Consider the following 19562-nt stretch of genomic DNA (forward strand, 5'->3'; position numbering starts at 1 on the left):
ATTGGGCGCAAGCGTCGGACGACTGGCGCGCATTTTTCTAACGGAGGTCCTGATGGCTGAATATCAAACGATCCGGACCACGGGCACTGTCCGTGGCGCGGCAATCGACGAAGGGCTGCGCGCCCATATGAACAAGGTCTACGGCATCATGTCGGTCGGCATGCTGATCACGGCGGCTGCCGCATGGGCGATCTCGGGCCTTGCCCTGTCCCCCGTGCCGACCGGCGCACAGATCGGTGCCAATACCTACCTGACCGACTTCGGCGTCCTGCTGTACACCAGCCCGCTGAAATGGGTCGTCATGTTCGCGCCGCTCGCGATGGTGTTCGCCATGGGAGCCATGATCAACAAGTTGTCGGTCGCCGGCGCGCAGACGTTCTTCTACGCCTTCGCGGCGCTGATGGGCCTGTCGCTGTCGTGGATCTTCGCGGTCTATACCGGCTTCTCGATCATTCAGGTCTTCCTGATCACCGCCGTGTCCTTTGCGGGCCTGTCGCTTTACGGCTACACCACGAAGAAGGACATCAGCGGCTGGGGCAGCTTCCTGATCATGGGCGTGATCGGTCTGATCGTCGCCTCGATCGTGAACATCTTCCTCGGTTCGCCCGTCGTGCAACTGGCGATCTCGGCCATCGGCGTGCTGATCTTCGCGGGCCTGACCGCCTATGACACGCAGAAGATCAAGACCGACTACATCTCGCACGCCGCCCATGGCGATGCGGAGTGGCTGGGCAAGTCGGCGATCATGGGGGCGCTGAACCTCTACCTCGACTTCATCAACATGTTCATGTTCATGCTGCAACTGTTCGGCAACCGCGAATAAGCCGCACAAAAGTTCAAGGCATCAAGGCCGGTCCCCGCGACCGGCCTTTTTCGTTGCCAATCCCCGTCGTTCGGCGCAGGCATCGAGCCAAGATCGCCTGACCCTGGACCCGACCGATGACCGCAATGACGAAAGCCGCCCGCCGCGCAGACCTGATCGGCAGTGCGTTCATGGTCCTCGCCATGGCGCTGTTCGCGGTCGAGGATACATTCATCAAGGCGGCGGCGCAGATATTGCCGGTGGGCGAGGTGCTGGTGCTATTCGGCCTTGGCGGCGCGCTGGTCTTTGCCGCGCTGGTGCGGGCCCAGAGCCTGCCACTTTTCGTGCCCGACATCCTGTCCCGCCCCATGCGCATCCGCGTGGTGTTCGAAGTGACGGGTCGCCTGTTCTATACCCTTGCCATCGCCATGATCCCGCTGTCGGTCGCGACGGTGATCCTGCAGGCGACGCCGCTGGTCGTCGTGGCGGGCGCTGCGCTGTTGTTCGGGGAACGGGTGGGCTGGCGGCGCTGGACCGCGATCCTGATCGGTCTGGCCGGCGTCGTGGTCATCGTCAGGCCGGGAACGGAAGGGTTCTCTGCGGTGTCGATCCTTGCCGTCGCGGGCATGATCGGCTTTGCGGGGCGAGACCTTGCCAGCCGCGCGGCACCGGTCACGGTAGGGACGCTGCGCCTTGGGATCACCGGCTTTGCCGCCATCGTCGTGGCCGGCGTGATCTTTGCCCTTTGGGACGGATCGGCCTTTCTGGTGCCGACTCCTCCGGCAGCGCTGTTCCTGCTGGGCGCGGTCACCGCGGGCACCATGGCATACGCCAGTCTAATGAAAGCGATGCGCAGCGGTGACGTCTCTGCCGTGACGCCGTTCCGCTATACCCGGCTGCTGTTCGGCGTCACGCTGGGCGTCGCGCTGTTCGGCGAATCCCCCGGTCCCGCGATATGGATGGGGTCAGGGCTGATCGTGCTGTCGGGCCTGTTCATCATGTGGCGCGGCGGCCGACGCTGAAACGCAAAAGGCCCCGCAGATGCGAGGCCCAGCGAAAGGATCGGGGTCGGATCAATTACTTGATCTTGCCTTCCTTGTATTCGACGTGCTTGCGCACGACGGGATCGTATTTCTTGATGACCATCTTCTCGGTCATGGTGCGGGCGTTCTTCTTGGTGACGTAGAAGTGCCCGGTGCCCGCGCTGGAGTTCAGGCGGATCTTGATGGTGGTTGGCTTCGCCATGTGTCGTCTCCTGTTCGCGGCGCGGAATGCGTGCTGCGCATCAAATCTCTTGAAGTCTGCCTTCTAACCACCGGCGGGCCCGAGTCAACCACAAAAGCCGTCGTTGCGGCGGCCCGTCGTGTCACCGGCAGGTCATGTGCGGATGGCCTGTAAGCCGGATTCTGTCCACCGCCTTGCGGCGGCTGGACGATCATTCATCTAAAGCCGCCGTTGCCGACGACCCTCTAGCTGCCAACCCGGGCCTTTCGGGTCAGGCGTCCCTGCCGGGATATCCATCGCTGGATCACACCGGCGCAAGGCCCCTATTTGGCATTGCTCCCGGTGGGGCTTGCCGTGCCGCTTCCGTTGCCGGTCGCGCGGTGGGCTCTTACCCCACCGTTTCACCTTTCCCCTGCACGCAGGGTAGTCTCTTCTCTGTGGCGCTTTCCCTGGGGTTGCCCCCGCCGGGTGTTACCCGGCACCGTTGCCGTCATGGAGTCCGGACTTTCCTCGAGCGTTGCCGCCCGCGACCGTCCAGCCATCCGCACGGGCCATCGCCTAAGCGGTGGCGGGCGAAGCGTCAACGGGAAAGCGTTCCGCCAGATCGGCGATCAGCGCCATGTCCGCCGGACACAAGGGCCCCGTCGCGCGGGGCCGGAACCGCATGCGGAAGGCAGAGAGCAGCACCTCGTCGGCCACGTCGGCGGTATAGCCGACGCTCCGCATCAGCGGGATGAACATATCCGATGAGGGCGCGTCAGCAACCGAAGAGGGCCAGACCGAAAGACCCAGCCGCGCCAGCCTGCGCCAGTCGAAACGTGCGCCGGGATCGATCTTGCGCCCCGGTGCCATGTCGGAATGGCCGATGATCCGCTCCGGCAGGATCGCCCAGCGGTCCCGGATGCCATCCAGCAGGTCGCAGAGTGCGTCCATCTGCGATGCGGCAAAGGGACAATGGCCGGGATTGGCCAGTTCGATGCCGATGGACCGGCTGTTGACGTCGGTGACGTCGCCCCACTGCCCTGCCCCCGCATGCCATGCCCGCATCTCCTCCGGGACGAGGTTCAGCACGCAACCGTCCTCGGCAATCAGGTAGTGGGCCGAGACCTGCGTGTCAGGATTGCACAGCGTGTCGCAGGCGGCGGCGGCCGTCCGCATGGCGGTGTAATGGATCACGACCAGATCGGGCCGCGCCTCGTCGCGGCGGGGCCCCTGATTGGGCGAGGTGCGGTCGGTCAGGATCAGTTGCCGCCCGCCGCCAGCAGGAAGGGCGCCGGGTCCCAGCCGCAGGCAAAGCCGTCGCCATCGGGATCGAGACCGCGGGGATCCTTCTCGGGCCCGCCGCGCGCAAGGAAATCGCGCTGGGCGGCGTCGGGGGAGTTGTAGGCGGCACAGTTGCGCTCGAACTTGCCCTTGCCGGCGAAGATCGAGCGAGAATACCACTCCTGCCCCATCTTGTTTGGGGCGTTCAGGGCATATTGCACGATGTTCGGGCCGGTATCGGAGGGACGCTCCGGCAGGGCCGACGGCATCACGATCTGACGGGCGGCCGCCTGCCGCGCCCGGCGCTCGGCATCGCTCTCGATGCTTTCCCGGTTGGACACGGCCTCGAACGACTGTTCGTCCGACAGGCCGGGATTGTTCGGAATGATCGGTGCCGCGTTGGCGGGCGACGCCTCTACCCCTTGCACGCGCAGGATATCGCCGGAAGTGTCGAGCGGCTGCTGCATCGCCTGATCCTGTGCCAGACCCACCGGCCCGCCGCCGATGCCCAGTGCCGCCAGTTCGGACGTGGCGACGACAGGCGCGGGCCCGGCATCCGGCTGCGGCAGGCTGGCCGCCTGCACCGGTGCGGGCGGTGCGAAGGTCGCGGTCTGGCTGGCGCGTTCCGCGTCGCGGGCGGCCTGTTCGCGCTGGGCTGCGGCAATCGCCGCGGGGCGCCCGCTGTCGGGCACTTTCGGCGCGCAGGCCGCAGCGGTCAGAAGGGACAGAAGGACGACGGAACGGATCACGGCAGAAAGCCCTTTGCAGAGGTTAAGGCGGTGTTACCACCAACGGTCCGGCTTTGCGACAAAACCGGCTGCACGTTCAAGTGAATACGCGACGTTCAGCAGATCGCCTTCTTCCCATGGCCGTCCGATCAGCTGGAGGCCGAGCGGCAGACCGGTGGCGTCGGTTCCTGTCGGCACCGCGATGCCCGGCAGGCCTGCCAGATTGACCGTGACCGTGAAGACGTCGTTGAGATACATCTTGATCGGGTCCGCATCCGCCATCTCTCCCAGCCCGAAGGCGGCGGAGGGGGTGGCGGGCGTCAGGATCGCATCGACGCCGTCGGCGAAAACCTGGTCGAAATCGCGCTTGATCAGCGCGCGGACCTTGCGGGCGCGGTTGTAGTAGGCGTCGTAGAAGCCCGCGGACAGCACGTAGGTCCCGACCATGACGCGGCGCTGCACTTCCGGCCCGAAGCCTTCGGCGCGGGTCTTCTCGTACATCTCTGTGATGCCGTCGCCCTGCGCGATCCTGGCGCGATGCCCGAAGCGGACGCCGTCGTAGCGGGCAAGGTTCGACGATGCCTCTGCCGGGGCGATGACGTAATAGGCGGGCAGCGCGTATTTCGTATGCGGCAGGGTGATGTCGCGGATCTCTGCGCCTGCGTCCTTCAGCATGGCGGTGCCGTCGGACCAGAGCTTCTCGATCTCCGCCGGCATCCCGTCCATGCGGTATTCCCTGGGGATGCCGATGACCTTGCCGCGGATGTCGCCGGTCAGCGCGGCCTCGAAATCCGGGACGGCGATGTCGGCAGAGGTGCTGTCCTTCGGATCGAAGCCCGACATGGCGCGCAGCAGGATCGCGCTGTCGCGCACGTCCTTGGTCATCGGGCCGGCCTGATCGAGCGACGAGGCGAAGGCCACGATGCCCCAGCGGCTGACGCGGCCATAGGTCGGCTTGATGCCGGTGATGCCGGTGAAGGCGGCGGGCTGGCGGATCGATCCGCCGGTGTCGGTGCCGGTGGCCCCGAGGCAAAGATCGGCAGCCACGGCGCTCGCAGAGCCGCCGGAGGAGCCGCCTGGCGTCAGCTTGCGGTCGTCGACCTTCCACGGGTTCACGGCGTCGCCGTAGACAGAGGTTTCGTTCGACGAGCCCATGGCGAATTCGTCCATGTTGAGCTTGCCCAGCATGACCGCGCCCGCATCGAAGAGCTGCGTCGTCACGGTGGATTCGTATTCCGGCCGGAATCCTTCGAGGATGCGACTGGCGGCCTGGCTCGGCACGCCCTTGGTACAGAAAAGGTCCTTGATCCCCAGAGGGATGCCGCACAGGTCGGGCGCATCGCCCGCCTGAAGGCGCTGATCTGCAGCCGCGGACTGAGCCTGCGCCACATCCGGCGTCTTGTGGACGAAGGCGTTCAGCGCGTCCGCCGCGTCGATCGCGGTCAGGCAGGCGGTGGTCAGTTCGGCACTCGTGACCTCGCCCTTGCGCAGGGCGTCGCGGGCGGCGGCAATGGTCAGCTTGGTCAGGTCGGTCATCATTCCACCACTTTCGGCACGGCAAAGAATCCCTCTCGGGCGTCGGGGGCATTGGCCAGCACCCGCGCCTGCTGATCGCCGTCATTCACGACATCGTCGCGACGATAGAGCCGCTGCGGCGTGACGCTGGTCATGGGGTCGATGCCGTCGACATCGACCTCGTTCAACTGCTCGATGAAGCCCAGGATCGCGCTGAATTCCTGCGCCAGTGCGGGCAGAGCCTCGTCCTCGACCTTGATGCGGGCTAGTTTCGCCACGCGGCGGGCGGTGTCTGTATCGATGGCCATGCGCACTCCGATCGGATCGTTGCGGGGTTGTTGCGCCCGCATTTACCCCGGCCTTGCCGCGGCTACAACCGTCTGCCCGCGCGGGATGTAATGGCGCCGCGTATGGAATTCCGCGGGACGGCGCGGCGGCGCGCCCTACAACAACGGACACGGGGCGGCCCGGTCCGGGTCGCCCGATCCCTTTTTCGGAGAAGTCCCATGAACATCATCTGGCTCGGCCATGCCAGCTTTCGCATCGAGATCGAGGACGCCATCCTGCTGATCGACCCCTGGCTGGAGGGCAATCCATCGTTCCCGCAAGACCGGCGCGACGATGCGCTGAAAGGTGCGACCCATGTCGTGCTGACCCATGGCCACGGCGACCATGCCGCCAACGCGGGTGCGATCGCACGCGAGACCGGCGCCACGCTGGTCGGCATCCCGGAGCTGTGCGGCCTGCTGGGCGGCGACGGGATCGAGACGGTCGAATTCAACAAGGGCGGTACCGTCGATCTGAACGGCGCCAAGGTGACGATGGTGAACGCGACGCATTCGTCCTCTATCGGCACCGACGACGGCCCGCGCTATGCCGGGCACGAGGCGGGCTACATGATCGCCGGCGAGGGTCACACGATCTATCTGTCCGGCGATACGGACATCATGGCCGACATGGAATGGATGGGCGACCTGCACAAACCGGACATCGGCATCCTCTGCGCCGGCGGGCATTACACGATGGACATGGCGCGGGCGGCCTATGCGGCGAAGCGCTATTTCAAGTTCGGGACGGTGATCCCCTGTCACTACAAGACCTTCCCGGCGCTGGCGCAAGACGCACAAATCCTGATTGACGGCCTGCCCGGTGTCGATGTCAGGACGCCGGCGGTGATGGAGACCGTCAGCCTCTAGGTCGCCGAATTTTCCAGAAAATTCGGAGCATGCGATTTTTCGAGAAAAATCGTCAGCGGCGTTGCGCGAAGAATGTCTTCAGCAGCGCCTCTGACGCGGTGGCGTCGATGCCGTCGTAGACCTGCGGTACATGATGGCACTGGGGCTGCGCGAAGATGCGCGGCCCCTGGGCGACGCCACCGGATTTCGGATCGGCGGCGCCGTAGTAGAGCCGCGCGATGCGCGCGTTGGCGATGGCCGCGGCGCACATCGGGCACGGTTCGAGGGTGACGTAAAGATCGCAGCCGGCCAGCCTCTCCTGCCCGAGGGCGGCGCAGGCGGCGCGGATCGCCAGAACCTCCGCGTGGGCCGTGGGGTCGTGCAGCTCTCGTGTGCGGTTGCCGGCGCGGGCCAGGACGCCGTCCGGGCCGACGACGACAGCGCCGACCGGCACCTCGCCGCGGCCACCCGCGGCCTGCGCCTCTGCCAGCGCCAACTGCATGAAACTGCGGAATGTCATGGCCCCTGATGCCCGGACCTGCCCCGCTCTGGCAAGCCCCCACGAAAGGGGCTATGCGAAGGGCATGACCGATACCCCCCCTGACGGCGACCGAATCGCCAAAGTCCTGTCGCGCGCCGGCATCGCGTCGCGTCGCGACGCCGAACGCATGATCGAGGAAGGGCGCGTGTCGGTGAACGGCAAGACCATCACCAGCCCCGCCCTGAACGTGACCGACCGCGACCGCATCGTCGTCGACGGCAAGCCTGTCGGCCAGCCGGAGGCGGCGCGCCTCTGGCTCTATCACAAGCCGGCGGGCCTCGTGACCTCGGCCAGGGACGAAAAGGACCGCGAGACGGTCTTCGACGCCTTGCCCGATGACATGCCGCGGGTGATGTCGGTGGGGCGGCTCGACATCAATTCCGAAGGGCTTCTGCTGCTGACAAACGACGGCGGGATCAAGCGCAAGCTGGAGCTGCCATCGACCGGCTGGCTGCGCCGCTACCGCGTGCGGATCAACGGATCGGTGTCAGAGGCGCGGCTGGACGAATTGCGCAAGGGAATCACCGTCGATGGCGTGAAGTATCAGCCGATGATCGTGACCTTCGACCGGCAGCAGGGCGCCAACGCCTGGCTGACGATCAGCATCCGTGAAGGCAAGAACCGCGAGATCCGCCGCGCGATGGAGGCGGTGAACGCCACCGTGAACCGCTTGATCCGCGTCAGCTACGGCCCGTTCCAGCTGGGCAAGCTGGAGCCCGGCGCGGTGGAGGAGGTCAAGGGCCGTGTCCTGCGCGAGCAGCTTGGGCTGGAGACGCCGGCCCCGCAGAAGGCGAAGGCGCGCAAGCCGATCACGCGTGTGATGAAATCCGAAGGCGCCGCCCCTGCCCGCAAGGGTCCGGGCAAGCCCGCCGGACCGAAGCGCGGTCCCCGGTGAGCTAATATCGGCAGGATGGACGCTCGCAATGCGGTGCGGTCGCACCTACCTTGTCCCTGACGATCCGGAACGAGAGACGACTGCGACATGGCACGACTGATCCTTTTCTTCGCCCTGCTGACAGGTCTGGCGCTGGCCGCGATGGCGGCACTGGCGGCCCTTCGTAATCTGAGCGATTCAGAGCACGCGGCGACGCCGGTGACGGGCCTGCCGGGGCCGGTGCGCATGATTTCCTTCGGCTTCATGATCCTGCTGTTGCTGGGTGTCAGCACCGGTCTGGTCGGAGCGGGCTGATGGCGAAACCCTACGGCGGCAAATACAGCCCCGGTGCCACCGCCGTGCCGGATGCGGGCACGCGGCCGGTGGTCGATCCGGTGGGCGCGCGGGCGAACCTGATGCTGTTGCCGCCGGTCATCCTGCTGTTCAGGTCCCTGACGGGCGGCCCCGCGCTGCTGGCAACGGGGCTGGCGGGTGCGGTGGCTTTGGGCCTGGGCGCCTGGCTGCTGCGCGGTGGGCTGCGGGCGGATGCGGCGTGGCGGGCGCGCACGGTGGCACGTCGCCCGCCTGTGCCGCGCAAGATCCTCGCTGCGCTGCTGACTGGCGCCGGTGTGGCGCTGGCGACAGTCACGGGGGCCGGCCCTGTCGGCTGCGTGGTCTACGGCCTCGTGGCGATGCTGGCGCATCTGGCGGCCTTCGGCATCGATCCGATGCAGGACAAGCGGGCGGCCGGCGTCGATGCCTTCCAGCAGGACCGCGTCGCGCGCGTGGTCGAGGAAGCGGAGGCGCTGTTGACCGCGATGTCGTCGCAGGCCTCCCGACTGGACGACCGGCCCCTGCAGGCCCGCGTTGCCGCCTTCCAGACGACGGCGCGCCGCATGATCGATACGGTCGAGGAAGATCCGCGCGATCTGACCGGCGCGCGGAAGTATCTGGGCGTCTATCTGCAGGGTGCCCGCGACGCGACGGAGAAATACGCCGATGTCGCGCTGCGCGGTGACGCACCGGATGCGCGCGATGACTACATGGCGCTGCTGGACGATCTGGATCGGAACTTTGCCGCCCACACGACACGTTTGTTACGTGATGACCGCAGTGATATGGATATCGAAATCAAGGTGCTTCGCGACCGGTTGGCGCGGGACGGCATCGCAGACGAGTAGGACAGGACAATGGCCGACAAGACCCGCGACCGCGCACAGGCGACCCTTGCCGAGGTCGAGCGCATGACCGCAGTGGTGCTGCCGGAACCTGCCGGCGATGCGGTGACACTGGAAACCGCCGACCGGTCCACCAGCGAGGCGATCACCCGCCGCATGGCGGAGATCGACCTGACCGATACCAATTCCATCGTGAAGTTCGGCACGGCGGCGCAGTCGGGCCTGCAGCAAATCTCTCAGGACATGCTGGCCGGCGTACGCAACAAGGACGTGGGGCCGGCGGGCGATTCCCTGCGCAGTATCGTCAGCACGATCCGCGGCTTTTCGGCGAACGAGTTGAACCCCGAAGCCAAGCGCGGGTGGTTCGACAAGCTGCTGGGGCGTGCCACCCCCCTGTCGAAGTTCGTGGCGCGGTTCGAGGATGTGCAGACCCAGATCGACAAGATCACCGACGACCTGCTGGGGCACGAGACGACGCTGATGAAGGATATCGAATCCCTCGACCGACTGTATGCGAAGACATTGGCGTTCTACGACGAGCTGGGTCTTTACATTGCCGCAGGCGAAGCGCGTCTGGCCCGCATCGATGCCGAGGAGATCCCCGCCAAGGAACGCGAGGCCGCCGCCTCGTCCGAGGGCGACGGTGTCATGGAAGCGCAGGAGCTGCGCGACCTGCGCACCGCGCGCGATGATCTGGAACGGCGCGTCCATGACCTGAAGCTGACGCGACAGGTGACGATGCAGTCCCTGCCCTCGATCCGGCTTGTGCAGGAAAACGACAAGAGTCTTGTCACCAAGATCAACTCTACCCTGCTGAACACCGTGCCGCTGTGGGAGAACCAGCTGGCGCAGGCGCTGACGATCCAGCGGTCGGCAGAGGCGGCGGGCGCCGTGCGCGAGGCGAGTGATCTGACCAACGACCTGCTGCGTGCCAATGCCAAGAACCTGCGGGATTCGAATACCGCGATCCGGACGGAGGTCGAGCGCGGCGCCTTCGACATCGCGGCGATTCAGGCGGCGAACGCCGATCTGATCGCCACCATCGACGAAAGCCTTGCCATCGCGGACGAAGGCAAGCGCAAGCGAGCCGCCGCGGAGGAAGAGCTTCAGCGGATGGAGGGCGACCTGAAGGCCACCCTGTCCGCCGCGAAGTCGCGAACCACTCCGGCGGGGACCGCCTGAACCATGGTCCGTCGGGCCCTGTCGCTGCCGGTCGCGGCCCTGCTGGGCCTGTCGGCCTGCGCCGCACCGCCGCCACCGGTGGTGGCGCCCGTCGCGCCGTCCATCGTGGCGCGCCCGGTCAGCCGCGTCGTGACCCCGCCGCCGGACGAAGTGCCGGTGCCGAGCGCGGAAAGCGAGGCGCTGCGCATCTATTACCGGCGCCTTCAGAACGACCTGCTGGCGCAGGGCCTGCTGCGCGGCGATGGAGGTGGACCCGACACGCCCTTTACCGACACCATGCTGGCGCGCGATTTCATCCGCATCGCGCTTTACGATGAATACGTCAGCGACGGTGACATGCTGCGCGCCGAGGCGACGGAATCGAAGTTGCGGCGCTGGGACCAGCCGGTCCGCATGTCCGTGGAGTTCGGCGCCTCGGTACCGGCGGCGCAGCGCGACCGTGACCGGACCAGCGTGACAGCCTACGCGGCGCGGCTGTCGCGGATTTCCGGCCTGCCGATCCGCATGACGGACAGCAATCCGAACTATCACGTCCTCTTCCTGTCTGAAGACGACCGCGCCGGGTACGAAGCGCGTCTGCGCGAACTGGTGCCGGGCATCGGCGGCAGCAGCCTGCGCGCCATCATGAACCTGCCGCGCGATCAGCTGTGCATCGTCATCGCCTTTTCCGAAGGCGGATCGAGCAGCTATGCCAAGGCCATCGCCGTCATCCGTGCGGAGCATCCGGACCTGCTGACGACGTCCTGCATCCACGAGGAGTTGTCGCAGGGCCTTGGTCTGGCCAACGACAGCCCTCAGGCCCGTCCCTCGATCTTCAACGACGACGAGGAATTCGGGCTGCTGACGAACCACGACGAACTGCTGCTGAAGATGCTTTACGACAAGCGTTTCACCACCGGCATGACCGCCGCCGAAGCCGCCCCCATCGCCCGCCAGATCGCGACGGAGCTGGTAGGCGGCAACAGCTGACACATTCAAAGGAGGCACGACCATGGGTATTCTCGATTTCCTGTCCGGCCAGTTCATCGACGTCATCGCATGGACCGACGATACCCGCGACACCATGGTCTGGCGGTTCGAGCGGCAGGGCCACGAGATCAAGTACGGCGCCAAGCTGACGGTGCGCGAGGGACAGGCCGCGGTCTTCGTCCACGAAGGACAGCTCGCCGATGTCTTCACCCCCGGCATGTACATGCTGGAAACCAACAACATGCCGATCATGACGTCGCTGCAGCACTGGGACCACGGGTTCCAGAGCCCGTTCAAGTCGGAAATCTACTTCATCAACACGACGCGGTTCACCGACCTGAAGTGGGGCACCAAGAACCCGATCATGCTGCGCGACCCGGAGTTCGGGCTGATCCGCCTGCGCGCCTACGGCACCTATGCGATGAAGGTCAGCGATCCGGCTATCTTCATGCGCGAGATCGTGGGCACGGACGGCGAATTCACCGCGGACGAGATCAGCTTTCAGGTCCGCAACGTGATCGTGCAGGAATTCTCCCGCGCCATCGCGGCCTCGGGGATCCCGGCGCTCGACATGGCGGCGAACACGAAGGATCTAGGCGATCTGGTCGCCAAGGCCATCGACGCCACCATGACCGCCTACGGCATCGACATTCCCGAGCTTTACATCGAGAACGTGAGCCTGCCGGCGGAGGTCGAGAAGGCGCTCGACGCCCGCACGTCGCGCGGGATCACGGGCAACCTCGACGACCACATGAAGTGGAAGGCGGCAGAGGCGATGACCCAACCCGGCAGCGCTGCCGGTCAGGCGATGGGCATGGGCATGGGTGCCGGTCTTGGCATGCAGATGGGCAACATGATGCAGGGCGGACCATGGGGTCCGGCGCCGCAGGCAGTTCCGGTCGCGGCACCGCCACCGCCGCCCGTGACCGAGAAGGTCTGGCATATCGCCGATGCGGGTCAGGTGTCCGGCCCGTTCTCGAAGGCCGCGATGGGCCGCAAAGTCACCGACGGCGGTCTGTCCCGCGACAGCATGGTCTGGACGCAGGGACAGGACGGATGGAAACCCGCGGTCGACACGGAGCTGGCGCAGCTGTTCACCGTGATGCCGCCCCCGCCCCCGGGCGCCTGAGTTTTCGTTGGACGGTTGCGACGGTCCTGTGCTGACGCTGGTCGCGCCCTGCGCACCCGGTTTCGACAGGATCAGACGGGATTCGAGGGTAACACCTGGCACGTCTGGCTGGGCACGGCCGTGCTGCTGCTGGTGCTGATCCGCATGATCGTGCGCCGCACCCAAGGCGCCCCCGCGCCGGTCAACGACACGCCGCCATTGCTGCACAGGGCGGGCATCTGGGGGCATCGGCTGCTGTATCTGCTGATGCTTCTCGTCCCGGTGTTGGGGGCGCTTACCTGGTACTTCAAGATCGGGGCGCTCGGCGATCCCCATGCGGTCGTCGCCAATGGCCTGATGATCGTGGCGCTGGGCCATGCACTCGTGGCGCTTTACCATCACTATGCGCTGAAGGACGGCACACTGCGGCGCATGACCCGCGGCGCCACCGCCTGAACGGTGCTGGTGTCCCGCGCGGCCCCCCGCTATCCCTTGGGCTGACCGTCCCCCCAGCCCGAGGGCCCGATGCCGACCGACGCCGCCCAGACCGAACACCGTTTCCCCTGCGACACCTGCGGATCGGACCTGCGCTTCGATCCGGCGGCAGGCCAGTTGGTATGCGACCATTGCGGCAATACCGAGTCGATCGGCAATGCGGCGGGTCCCTTCGCCACCGTGGCCGAGCTGGATTTTCGGCAGGCCCTGAACGCCGCCCTGCCCGAGGCCGAGATCGAGGAGACCCGTGTCCAGTCCTGCCCCAACTGCGGCGCACAGTTCGAGCTGCAGGGTGACACCCACGCCGCCGAATGCCCCTTCTGCGCGACGCCGGTCGTCACCGGTACCGGCACCCACCGCCATATCAAGCCGCGCGGCCTTCTTCCCTTTGCGCTGGACCAGTCCCGCGCGCGGGACGCGATGACCGACTGGCTGGGCAGCCTGTGGTTCGCGCCGAACGGTCTGACCGATTATGCCCGCAAGGGCCGGGCGATGGACGGCATCTACGTGCCCTACTGGACCTTCGACGCCCAGACCCAAAGCGCCTACACCGGCCAGCGCGGCACCTATTACTACACCACCCACACCGTCATGCGTGACGGCAAGCCGCACACGGTCCAGCAGCGCCATACCCGCTGGCGCGGCGTGTCGGGCCGCGTGCAGCGGTTCTTCGACGATGTGCTGGTCCTCGCGTCCCACAGCCTGCCAAAGCAGTATACCGACGGGCTGGAACCCTGGGACCTGTCGGAACTGGAGCCTTACCAGCCGCAATACCTCGCCGGTTTCCGGGCTGAAGGCTATCAGGTCGAGCTGCAGGACGGCTTTGCCGAGGCACGCGGTTACATGGACCGGATGATCCTGCGCGACGTGCGTTTCGATATCGGCGGCGACGAGCAGCGGGTGACGGACGTGCAGACGCAGGTTTCCGCCGTGACCTTCAAACATATCCTGCTGCCGGTCTGGCTGGCCGCCTACAAGTACAATGGGCAGACCTACCGCTTCGTCGTCAACGGCCGGACCGGGCGTGTGCAGGGCGAGAGGCCTTACTCCAAATGGAAGATCGGCTTCGCCGTCCTCCTCGGGCTGGTGATTGCGCTAACGGTCGGTTATTTCTACGCGATGAGCCAATGAGGGAGACCGGCACATGATCATCTGTTGCGGCGAGGCGCTGATCGACATGCTGCCGCGCGACACACCGGCAGGAGAGGCGGCCTTTGCCCCCTACGCCGGCGGTGCCGTCTTCAATACGGCGATCGCGCTGGGACGGCTGGGCGCGCCGGTCCAGTTCTTCAGCGGCCTGTCGTCGGACCTCTTCGGAGAGCAGCTGCGCAGCGTTCTGGCCGACAGCAAGGTCGACAGCGGCCCGGCGCATGTCTCGGACCGGCCCACCACTCTTGCTTTCGTGCGGCTGACTGACGGCCACGCCAGCTATGCCTTCTACGATGAAAACACGGCGGGCCGGATGCTGACCCCCGCCGATCTGCCCGACGTCACCGCCGACGCCCTGTTCTTCGGTGGCATAAGCCTTGTCGTCGAGCCCTGCGGCGAGGCCTACAAGGCGCTGATGCTGCGCGAAGCACCAGCGAAACTGACGATGATCGACCCCAACATCCGCCCAGGCTTCATCACCGATGAAAACGCTTATCGCGCCCGCCTGAATGCGATGCTGGCGGTGGCCGACGTGGTGAAGATCTCGGACGAGGATCTGCAGTGGCTGACCGGCGACAGCGACGGCGCCGGGCTGCTGGACAACGAAGCCACGCAGGTCGTGCTGCTGACCCGCGGTGCCGACGGCGTGACCATCATCACCCGGCGTGGCCGCTTCGACGTCGCCGCGCAGCGGGCGCAGGTCGTGGATACGGTCGGCGCCGGCGACACTTTCAACGCGGGCTTCCTGGCCGGTCTGGACCGCGCCGGTCTGCTGACCAAGGCCGGCGTCGCGGGCGCGACCGATAACCAGTTGCGCAGCGCCGCCGAGCTGGGGGCAAAGGCTGCCGCGATCACCGTCGCCCGCGCCGGGGCCAACCCACCCTGGGCTCACGAGCTCTAGGATGCGCGCCCTCATCCAGCGGGTCAGCGCGGCCTCCGTCGCCATCGACGGCGATATGGTGGGCGAGACTGGCCCCGGCCTGCTGATCCTGATCTGCGCCATGGGTGGCGATGCGCCCGATGCGCCCGCGAAGATGGCCGCAAAGATCGCCAGGCTACGCATCTTCAAGGACGACGCGGGCAAGATGAACCTGTCGCTGCTGGACACCCACCGCAGCGCGCTGATCGTCTCGCAGTTCACCCTCGCCGGCGACACCAGCCGTGGCAACCGTCCCGGGTTTTCGTCTGCCGCCCCGCCGGACGAAGGACGAGCCGCCTACGAGACGTTCGTCGCAGAGGTGGGCAAGCTGGGCATCGCGACCGCCACGGGGCAGTTCGGCGCCGACATGGCGGTCAGCCTCGTCAACGACGGACCCGTGACGCTGATGCTCGAGGTCTAGGATTGCACCCCTGTGCCGCAACCGGCAAGGTAGGCCGACCCATTCAGACAGGTGGCGCCCCATGCCCGTGATCACGACCATCGACGACCTCAAGCGGATGCACCGCCGCCGCGCGCCCAAGATGTTCTTCGACTACTGCGAAAGCGGCAGCTGGACCGAACAGACCTTCCGCGAGAACACCTCCGACTTCGACAAGCTGCGCCTGCGCCAGCGCATCGCCGTCGACATGTCGGACCGCACCCTGCGCAGCACCATGATCGGGCAGGACGTGACGATCCCCGTCGCCCTTGCCCCCGTCGGCATGACGGGGATGCAGAATGCGGACGGCGAGATCAAGGCCGCCCGCGCCGCTCGCGATTTCGGCGTGCCCTATACGCTGTCCACCATGTCGATCTGCTCGATCGAGGATGTGGCCAAGGCGACGAAGGCCCCGTTCTGGTTCCAGCTTTACGTCATGCGCGACGAGGAATTCGTGGACAACATCATCCAGCGGGCGAAGAATGCGGGCTGCGACGCGCTGGTGCTGACGCTCGACCTACAATTGCTGGGGCAGCGGCACAAGGATCTCAAGAACGGCCTCTCGGCCCCGCCGAAGCTGACGCCGAAGACGATCCTGAACCTCGCCACCAAGTGGTCCTGGGGATGGGAGATGCTGCAGACCAGGAACCGCAACTTCGGCAACATCGTGGGTCACGCGAAATCCGCCACCGACATGTCGTCCCTGTCGTCCTGGACGGCCGAGCAGTTCGAGCCGAAGCTCGACTGGGACATGGTCGCCCGGCTGAAGGAGAAGTGGGGCGGCAAGTTGATCCTGAAAGGCATCCTCGACGTGGAGGATGCGAAGAAGGCGGCCGACCTCGGCTGCGATGCCATCGTCGTATCGAACCACGGCGGGCGGCAGCTCGACGGCGCGCTGTCGGCAATCCGGATGCTGCCCGCCATCGTCGCCGCCGTCGGCGACCGGGTCGAGGTGCTGATGGATTCGGGGATCCGCTCCGGCCAGGACATCCTGAAGGCCCGCGCGTTGGGGGCGCACGGTGTGATGATCGGCCGGGCCTACATCTACGGGCTGGGGGCCATGGGCCAGAAGGGCGTCACCACCGCTCTGGAGATCCTGCAAAGGGAAATGGACCTGACCATGGCGCTCTGCGGCAAGCGCGACATCGCCGACGTGAACCGCGATATCCTGCTGGTGCCCAGGGACTTCGAGGGCGACTGGGCCTGACGCCCCCCCTTCCTGGCGCGCGCACCCGACTAGGACGATCATCGCCCATCCTCGCTTTTTCCCAAATACTCCCCCGCGGGAGGCGTCCCGCCCTCGCCCCCGCATCCCACCCTTGCCGTGGCGCGCAGGCCCGCCATAGTCGAAAGACAGGAGGACAGCATGGCCCGCACGCCGCGCAAGACGATCACCGACGACGAGCTTTTCGCGCTGCGCTGGGACCGCGGCCGTCGGGACCTGACGGGACCAATCCGCAGGCTCTATGGCGACACGATCGACGCGGAGGTTTTCCTCGACCGGTTGAAGGCATTGCTGCAAACCCGCTGGCAGGACCGCCCCGCCGACCTGCGCCTGCTCGACCTGAAGCGCGACCTGGACCCCGACTGGTTCCTGTCCGAGAAAATGGTCGCCTACGTCTTCTACATCGACAGGTTCGCCGGCAGGATGACGGATCTGCCCGCCCGCATCCCCTATCTGCAGGACTTTGGCGTCACCTATGCCCACATGATGCCCTGCTTGAAGCCACGCCCCGGCGCCAACGACGGCGGCTACGCGGTGATGGACTATCGAGAGATCGACCCCAAGCTTGGCACCATGGCGGATTTCCAGCAGGCAATGCTGAAGTTCCGCGCCGCCGGCATCAGTCCGGTCATAGACATGGTGCTGAACCACACGGCCAAGGAACACGACTGGGCGCAAAGGGCCCGTGCCGGCGATCCGGTCTACCAGGCCTTCTATCGCATGTTCGACGACGACACCCTGCCAAGACAATACGAGGAAACGCTGGTCGAGATCTTTCCTGCCCAGGCCCCCGGCAACTTCACCTTCTACCCAGACATGGGCAAATGGGTCTGGACGACCTTCAACGAATACCAGTGGGACCTGAACTGGGAAAACCCGGAGGTCTTCCTCGCCGTCCTCGACACCATCCTCTTCCTCGCCAACCAGGGGGTGGAGGTCTTCCGCCTCGACGCCGTGGCCTTCATGTGGAAGAGGATGGGCACCGGTTGCCAGAACCTGCCCGAGGTTCACGACCTGCTGCAGCTGCTGACCCAGTCGATCCGCATCAGTGCCCCGGCGGTGATCTGCAAGGCTGAGGCGATCGTGGGCCCCTCGGATCTCGTGCCCTACCTCGGCACCGGGACCCATGCGGGCAAGGTCAGCCAGCTGGCCTACCACAACAACCTGATGGTGCAGTTCTGGTCCTCGCTCGCCTCCGGCGACACGCGGCTGATGACCCATGTGCTGAAGACCCATTTCCCCGAAAGCTTCCGCCGCGCGTCCTTCGCCCCCTACATCCGCTGCCACGACGACATCGGCTGGGCGATCACGCCAGAGGATACGGCCCATATCCCGAATATGGAGGCGAGGGCCCACCGGGCGTATCTGTCGGATTTCTACAATGGCAGCTTTCCGGGTAGCTGGGCCCGCGGGGCCGACTTTCAGGTGAACGAGGAGACCGGCGACCGGCGCACCAACGGCAGCTTTGCCAGCCTTGCCGGGCTGGAACAGGCGATGGAAGCGCAGGACACGGCCCTGATCACGGCGGCCGTCGCCCGCATCCGGCTGGGTCACGCGCTGATCGCAAGCTACGGCGGCATCCCCCTGATCTACATGGGGGACGAGATCGGCATGACGAACGATCATTCCTACCTAATAGATCCGGCGCTGGCTGACGACGGACGCTGGATGCAACGGCCCGTGATGGATTGGAAGGCGGCCGAGGCCGGGACTGGCCCCGCCGCCCGCATCCGCGCCGACCTGAAACACATCATGGCCACACGCAAGGCGACCCCGCAGCTGGCGGGTGACGTGCCGACCCGGGTGGTCGAGACGGGCAACCGGGCGCTTTTCGTCTGGCAGCGTCTTGGCGACGATCGCACCGTCACCTGCGTCGCCAACTTCACCGCTTACCCGCAGTCGCTTTCGGCGGCAGACACGGGACTGGACGGCGGCGGGATCGACCTGCTGACGGGCGAGGTCCCGCAGATCGGCGACGCCCAAATCACCGTGCCGCCCTACGGCTGCCTCTGGCTGCGCTAGCGTTCCTGCGCGCCCTTGCCCGCAAGGATCCTGTCGCGCCCCTTCGCAATCCGCGCGACGCGGGTGGCCGGCACCTTTGTGCTTTCCAGATGCAGCACCCATGACCGCTGGCGTCCCGGCGTCAGGCGGACGAAGGCCTCTGCCATCTCGGGGTCGTCGTCGAGCGTGGCAACAAGTTCGTCCGGCAGCGTAAAGCTGACCGGTATCTTCTCGGGTTTCGTCCCGGCCTCTGCGTGGCGCATCAACTGTCCAAGGTAGTCACGGATGATCGGTTCCCTCTCGGCCACCTGCGCGCTGTCGGTGAACTTCAGCGATCCGGCGGTCTGGCTGTTGTCGCCCTGCCTTTCCAGCACCCCCGCCGTGTCGTCCAAAAGCGCCGGGTTCATGAAGTTCAGTCGAAAATCCTCGCGGAACGCGCCGATCAGCGCGATGTTGCGTCCGGCGTGCACATAGCAGGGATGCGCCCACTTCACCGTCTCCTTCAACCCCGTGTCGCGACAGATGCGACGCAGATCGTTCAGACCTTCGATCCATCGGCGCGCGGAACAGTCCGGCGTCGCGAAGCGGTCACAGCGACCGCAACCTTGCGTGAAGTAATCCTCGACATCCGTGATCATCATGGCGAACGTCCTGCCCGACGACGGACCGTCACCGCGATCCGCGCGAAACCCTGCGATGCCCCCTTCCAAAACCGCGCGACTGGCCCTATAGGGGCGACTTCATCGGGCCGCACACCCTTGGAGGGCGGTCCCAC

The 19562-nt window shown here is 66.3% G+C and carries 22 protein-coding genes and 1 other RNA gene; 15 read left to right on the forward strand and 8 right to left on the reverse strand.

Annotated elements, in window-relative coordinates:
- The first annotated feature begins 52 nt into the window (after window positions 1–52).
- Entirely contained in the window at window positions 53–823 is a 771-nt protein-coding gene (locus BUA54_RS13215) for a Bax inhibitor-1/YccA family protein (protein ID WP_072857729.1), read from the forward strand.
- Window positions 824–939: 116 nt separating this feature from the next.
- The gene (locus tag BUA54_RS13220) at window positions 940–1824 is read left to right on the forward strand and encodes a DMT family transporter (protein ID WP_072857730.1); all 885 of its coding nucleotides are present in this window, start codon (window positions 940–942) and stop codon (window positions 1822–1824) included.
- 55 nt (window positions 1825–1879) lie between these two features.
- On the opposite strand, the gene rpmG is transcribed toward BUA54_RS13220, so the two are convergent.
- The 6 genes from rpmG to gatC form a co-directional block, all read right to left on the reverse strand.
- On the reverse strand, window positions 1880–2047 hold the full coding sequence (rpmG, locus tag BUA54_RS13225; protein WP_072857731.1) for a 50S ribosomal protein L33: 168 nt from the start codon (window positions 2045–2047) through the stop codon (window positions 1880–1882).
- Window positions 2048–2181: 134 nt separating this feature from the next.
- Window positions 2182–2572, reverse strand: an RNA gene (gene rnpB / locus BUA54_RS13230) — RNase P RNA component class A.
- Between the two features lie 12 nt (window positions 2573–2584).
- A complete protein-coding gene (locus BUA54_RS13235; protein WP_483869215.1) occupies window positions 2585–3202 on the reverse strand; it encodes an N-acetylmuramoyl-L-alanine amidase in 618 nt (205 codons plus the stop codon).
- A gap of 65 nt (window positions 3203–3267) precedes the next feature.
- Window positions 3268–4038 (reverse strand): hypothetical protein, encoded by a 771-nt coding sequence (locus BUA54_RS13240; protein WP_072857732.1) that lies wholly within the window; start codon window positions 4036–4038, stop codon window positions 3268–3270.
- Between the two features lie 33 nt (window positions 4039–4071).
- Window positions 4072–5553 carry an Asp-tRNA(Asn)/Glu-tRNA(Gln) amidotransferase subunit GatA gene (gene gatA / locus BUA54_RS13245; protein WP_072857871.1) on the reverse strand — a complete coding sequence of 494 codons (1482 nt, stop codon included), beginning with the start codon at window positions 5551–5553 and terminating at the stop codon, window positions 4072–4074.
- Window positions 5553–5840 carry an Asp-tRNA(Asn)/Glu-tRNA(Gln) amidotransferase subunit GatC gene (gatC, locus tag BUA54_RS13250; protein WP_072857873.1) on the reverse strand — a complete coding sequence of 96 codons (288 nt, stop codon included), beginning with the start codon at window positions 5838–5840 and terminating at the stop codon, window positions 5553–5555. The genes gatA and gatC overlap by 1 nt, the downstream gene beginning before the upstream one ends.
- Before the next feature lie 198 nt (window positions 5841–6038).
- On the opposite strand from gatC, the gene BUA54_RS13255 reads away from it, so the two are divergent.
- The gene (locus BUA54_RS13255) at window positions 6039–6728 is read left to right on the forward strand and encodes a metal-dependent hydrolase (RefSeq protein WP_072857733.1); all 690 of its coding nucleotides are present in this window, start codon (window positions 6039–6041) and stop codon (window positions 6726–6728) included.
- Window positions 6729–6780: 52 nt separating this feature from the next.
- On the opposite strand, the gene BUA54_RS13260 is transcribed toward BUA54_RS13255, so the two are convergent.
- A complete protein-coding gene (locus tag BUA54_RS13260) occupies window positions 6781–7227 on the reverse strand; it encodes a nucleoside deaminase (RefSeq protein ID WP_072857734.1) in 447 nt (148 codons plus the stop codon).
- A gap of 64 nt (window positions 7228–7291) precedes the next feature.
- On the opposite strand from BUA54_RS13260, the gene BUA54_RS13265 reads away from it, so the two are divergent.
- From BUA54_RS13265 to BUA54_RS13320, 12 genes are all read left to right on the forward strand, one after another.
- Window positions 7292–8143 carry a pseudouridine synthase gene (locus BUA54_RS13265; protein ID WP_084114400.1) on the forward strand — a complete coding sequence of 284 codons (852 nt, stop codon included), beginning with the start codon at window positions 7292–7294 and terminating at the stop codon, window positions 8141–8143.
- A gap of 87 nt (window positions 8144–8230) precedes the next feature.
- Window positions 8231–8437, forward strand: coding sequence for a hypothetical protein (locus tag BUA54_RS13270; protein WP_072857736.1), 207 nt, complete (start codon window positions 8231–8233; stop codon window positions 8435–8437).
- A complete protein-coding gene (locus BUA54_RS13275) occupies window positions 8437–9303 on the forward strand; it encodes a 5-bromo-4-chloroindolyl phosphate hydrolysis family protein (protein WP_072857737.1) in 867 nt (288 codons plus the stop codon). Before BUA54_RS13270 ends, BUA54_RS13275 begins: the two co-directional genes overlap by 1 nt.
- A gap of 9 nt (window positions 9304–9312) precedes the next feature.
- On the forward strand, window positions 9313–10482 hold the full coding sequence (locus BUA54_RS13280; RefSeq protein WP_072857738.1) for a toxic anion resistance protein: 1170 nt from the start codon (window positions 9313–9315) through the stop codon (window positions 10480–10482).
- Between the two features lie 3 nt (window positions 10483–10485).
- Window positions 10486–11451, forward strand: coding sequence for a DUF2927 domain-containing protein (locus BUA54_RS13285; protein WP_072857739.1), 966 nt, complete (start codon window positions 10486–10488; stop codon window positions 11449–11451).
- 22 nt (window positions 11452–11473) lie between these two features.
- On the forward strand, window positions 11474–12580 hold the full coding sequence (locus BUA54_RS13290; protein WP_072857740.1) for an SPFH domain-containing protein: 1107 nt from the start codon (window positions 11474–11476) through the stop codon (window positions 12578–12580).
- A 15-nt stretch (window positions 12581–12595) separates the two neighbouring features.
- A complete protein-coding gene (locus tag BUA54_RS13295) occupies window positions 12596–13015 on the forward strand; it encodes a cytochrome b (RefSeq protein ID WP_072857741.1) in 420 nt (139 codons plus the stop codon).
- A gap of 69 nt (window positions 13016–13084) precedes the next feature.
- On the forward strand, window positions 13085–14185 hold the full coding sequence (locus BUA54_RS13300) for a TFIIB-type zinc finger domain-containing protein (protein WP_072857742.1): 1101 nt from the start codon (window positions 13085–13087) through the stop codon (window positions 14183–14185).
- Between the two features lie 13 nt (window positions 14186–14198).
- Complete coding sequence (locus BUA54_RS13305) at window positions 14199–15104, forward strand: carbohydrate kinase family protein (protein WP_072857743.1); 906 nt, start codon at window positions 14199–14201, stop codon at window positions 15102–15104.
- Between the two features lies 1 nt (window position 15105).
- Entirely contained in the window at window positions 15106–15543 is a 438-nt protein-coding gene (dtd, locus tag BUA54_RS13310) for a D-aminoacyl-tRNA deacylase (protein WP_072857744.1), read from the forward strand.
- Between the two features lie 61 nt (window positions 15544–15604).
- The gene (locus BUA54_RS13315; RefSeq protein WP_072857745.1) at window positions 15605–16768 is read left to right on the forward strand and encodes an alpha-hydroxy acid oxidase; all 1164 of its coding nucleotides are present in this window, start codon (window positions 15605–15607) and stop codon (window positions 16766–16768) included.
- A 159-nt stretch (window positions 16769–16927) separates the two neighbouring features.
- Window positions 16928–18808, forward strand: a complete 1881-nt coding sequence (locus BUA54_RS13320; protein WP_072857746.1) for an alpha-amylase family glycosyl hydrolase — start codon at window positions 16928–16930, stop codon at window positions 18806–18808.
- Here BUA54_RS13320 and BUA54_RS13325 read toward each other — a convergent pair.
- Window positions 18805–19428, reverse strand: a complete 624-nt coding sequence (locus BUA54_RS13325) for a YdeI/OmpD-associated family protein (RefSeq protein ID WP_218588283.1) — start codon at window positions 19426–19428, stop codon at window positions 18805–18807. The genes BUA54_RS13320 and BUA54_RS13325 overlap by 4 nt on opposite strands.
- Window positions 19429–19562 lie beyond the last annotated feature (134 nt).

Origin of the sequence: Loktanella atrilutea, assembly GCF_900128995.1 — a bacterium.
Taxonomy (GTDB): Bacteria; Pseudomonadota; Alphaproteobacteria; order Rhodobacterales; family Rhodobacteraceae; genus Loktanella; species Loktanella atrilutea.

Excerpts from the sequence above, each read along its gene's own strand:
- BUA54_RS13315 (WP_072857745.1), top strand. The coding sequence starts at position 15,605 with ATGCCCGTGATCACGACCATCGACGACCTCAAGCGGATGCACCGCCGC.
- BUA54_RS13280 (WP_072857738.1), top strand. The coding sequence starts at position 9,313 with ATGGCCGACAAGACCCGCGACCGCGCACAGGCGACCCTTGCCGAGGTC.
- BUA54_RS13305 (WP_072857743.1), top strand. The coding sequence starts at position 14,199 with ATGATCATCTGTTGCGGCGAGGCGCTGATCGACATGCTGCCGCGCGAC.
- BUA54_RS13275 (WP_072857737.1), top strand. The coding sequence starts at position 8,437 with ATGGCGAAACCCTACGGCGGCAAATACAGCCCCGGTGCCACCGCCGTG.
- BUA54_RS13285 (WP_072857739.1), top strand. The coding sequence starts at position 10,486 with ATGGTCCGTCGGGCCCTGTCGCTGCCGGTCGCGGCCCTGCTGGGCCTG.
- BUA54_RS13325 (WP_218588283.1), bottom strand. The coding sequence starts at position 19,428 with ATGATGATCACGGATGTCGAGGATTACTTCACGCAAGGTTGCGGTCGC.
- dtd (WP_072857744.1), top strand. The coding sequence starts at position 15,106 with ATGCGCGCCCTCATCCAGCGGGTCAGCGCGGCCTCCGTCGCCATCGAC.
- BUA54_RS13320 (WP_072857746.1), top strand. The coding sequence starts at position 16,928 with ATGGCCCGCACGCCGCGCAAGACGATCACCGACGACGAGCTTTTCGCG.
- BUA54_RS13265 (WP_084114400.1), top strand. The coding sequence starts at position 7,292 with ATGACCGATACCCCCCCTGACGGCGACCGAATCGCCAAAGTCCTGTCG.
- BUA54_RS13220 (WP_072857730.1), top strand. The coding sequence starts at position 940 with ATGACCGCAATGACGAAAGCCGCCCGCCGCGCAGACCTGATCGGCAGT.
- BUA54_RS13260 (WP_072857734.1), bottom strand. The coding sequence starts at position 7,227 with ATGACATTCCGCAGTTTCATGCAGTTGGCGCTGGCAGAGGCGCAGGCC.
- BUA54_RS13255 (WP_072857733.1), top strand. The coding sequence starts at position 6,039 with ATGAACATCATCTGGCTCGGCCATGCCAGCTTTCGCATCGAGATCGAG.
- gatA (WP_072857871.1), bottom strand. The coding sequence starts at position 5,553 with ATGACCGACCTGACCAAGCTGACCATTGCCGCCGCCCGCGACGCCCTG.
- BUA54_RS13270 (WP_072857736.1), top strand. The coding sequence starts at position 8,231 with ATGGCACGACTGATCCTTTTCTTCGCCCTGCTGACAGGTCTGGCGCTG.
- BUA54_RS13290 (WP_072857740.1), top strand. The coding sequence starts at position 11,474 with ATGGGTATTCTCGATTTCCTGTCCGGCCAGTTCATCGACGTCATCGCA.
- gatC (WP_072857873.1), bottom strand. The coding sequence starts at position 5,840 with ATGGCCATCGATACAGACACCGCCCGCCGCGTGGCGAAACTAGCCCGC.
- BUA54_RS13215 (WP_072857729.1), top strand. The coding sequence starts at position 53 with ATGGCTGAATATCAAACGATCCGGACCACGGGCACTGTCCGTGGCGCG.
- BUA54_RS13300 (WP_072857742.1), top strand. The coding sequence starts at position 13,085 with ATGCCGACCGACGCCGCCCAGACCGAACACCGTTTCCCCTGCGACACC.
- rpmG (WP_072857731.1), bottom strand. The coding sequence starts at position 2,047 with ATGGCGAAGCCAACCACCATCAAGATCCGCCTGAACTCCAGCGCGGGC.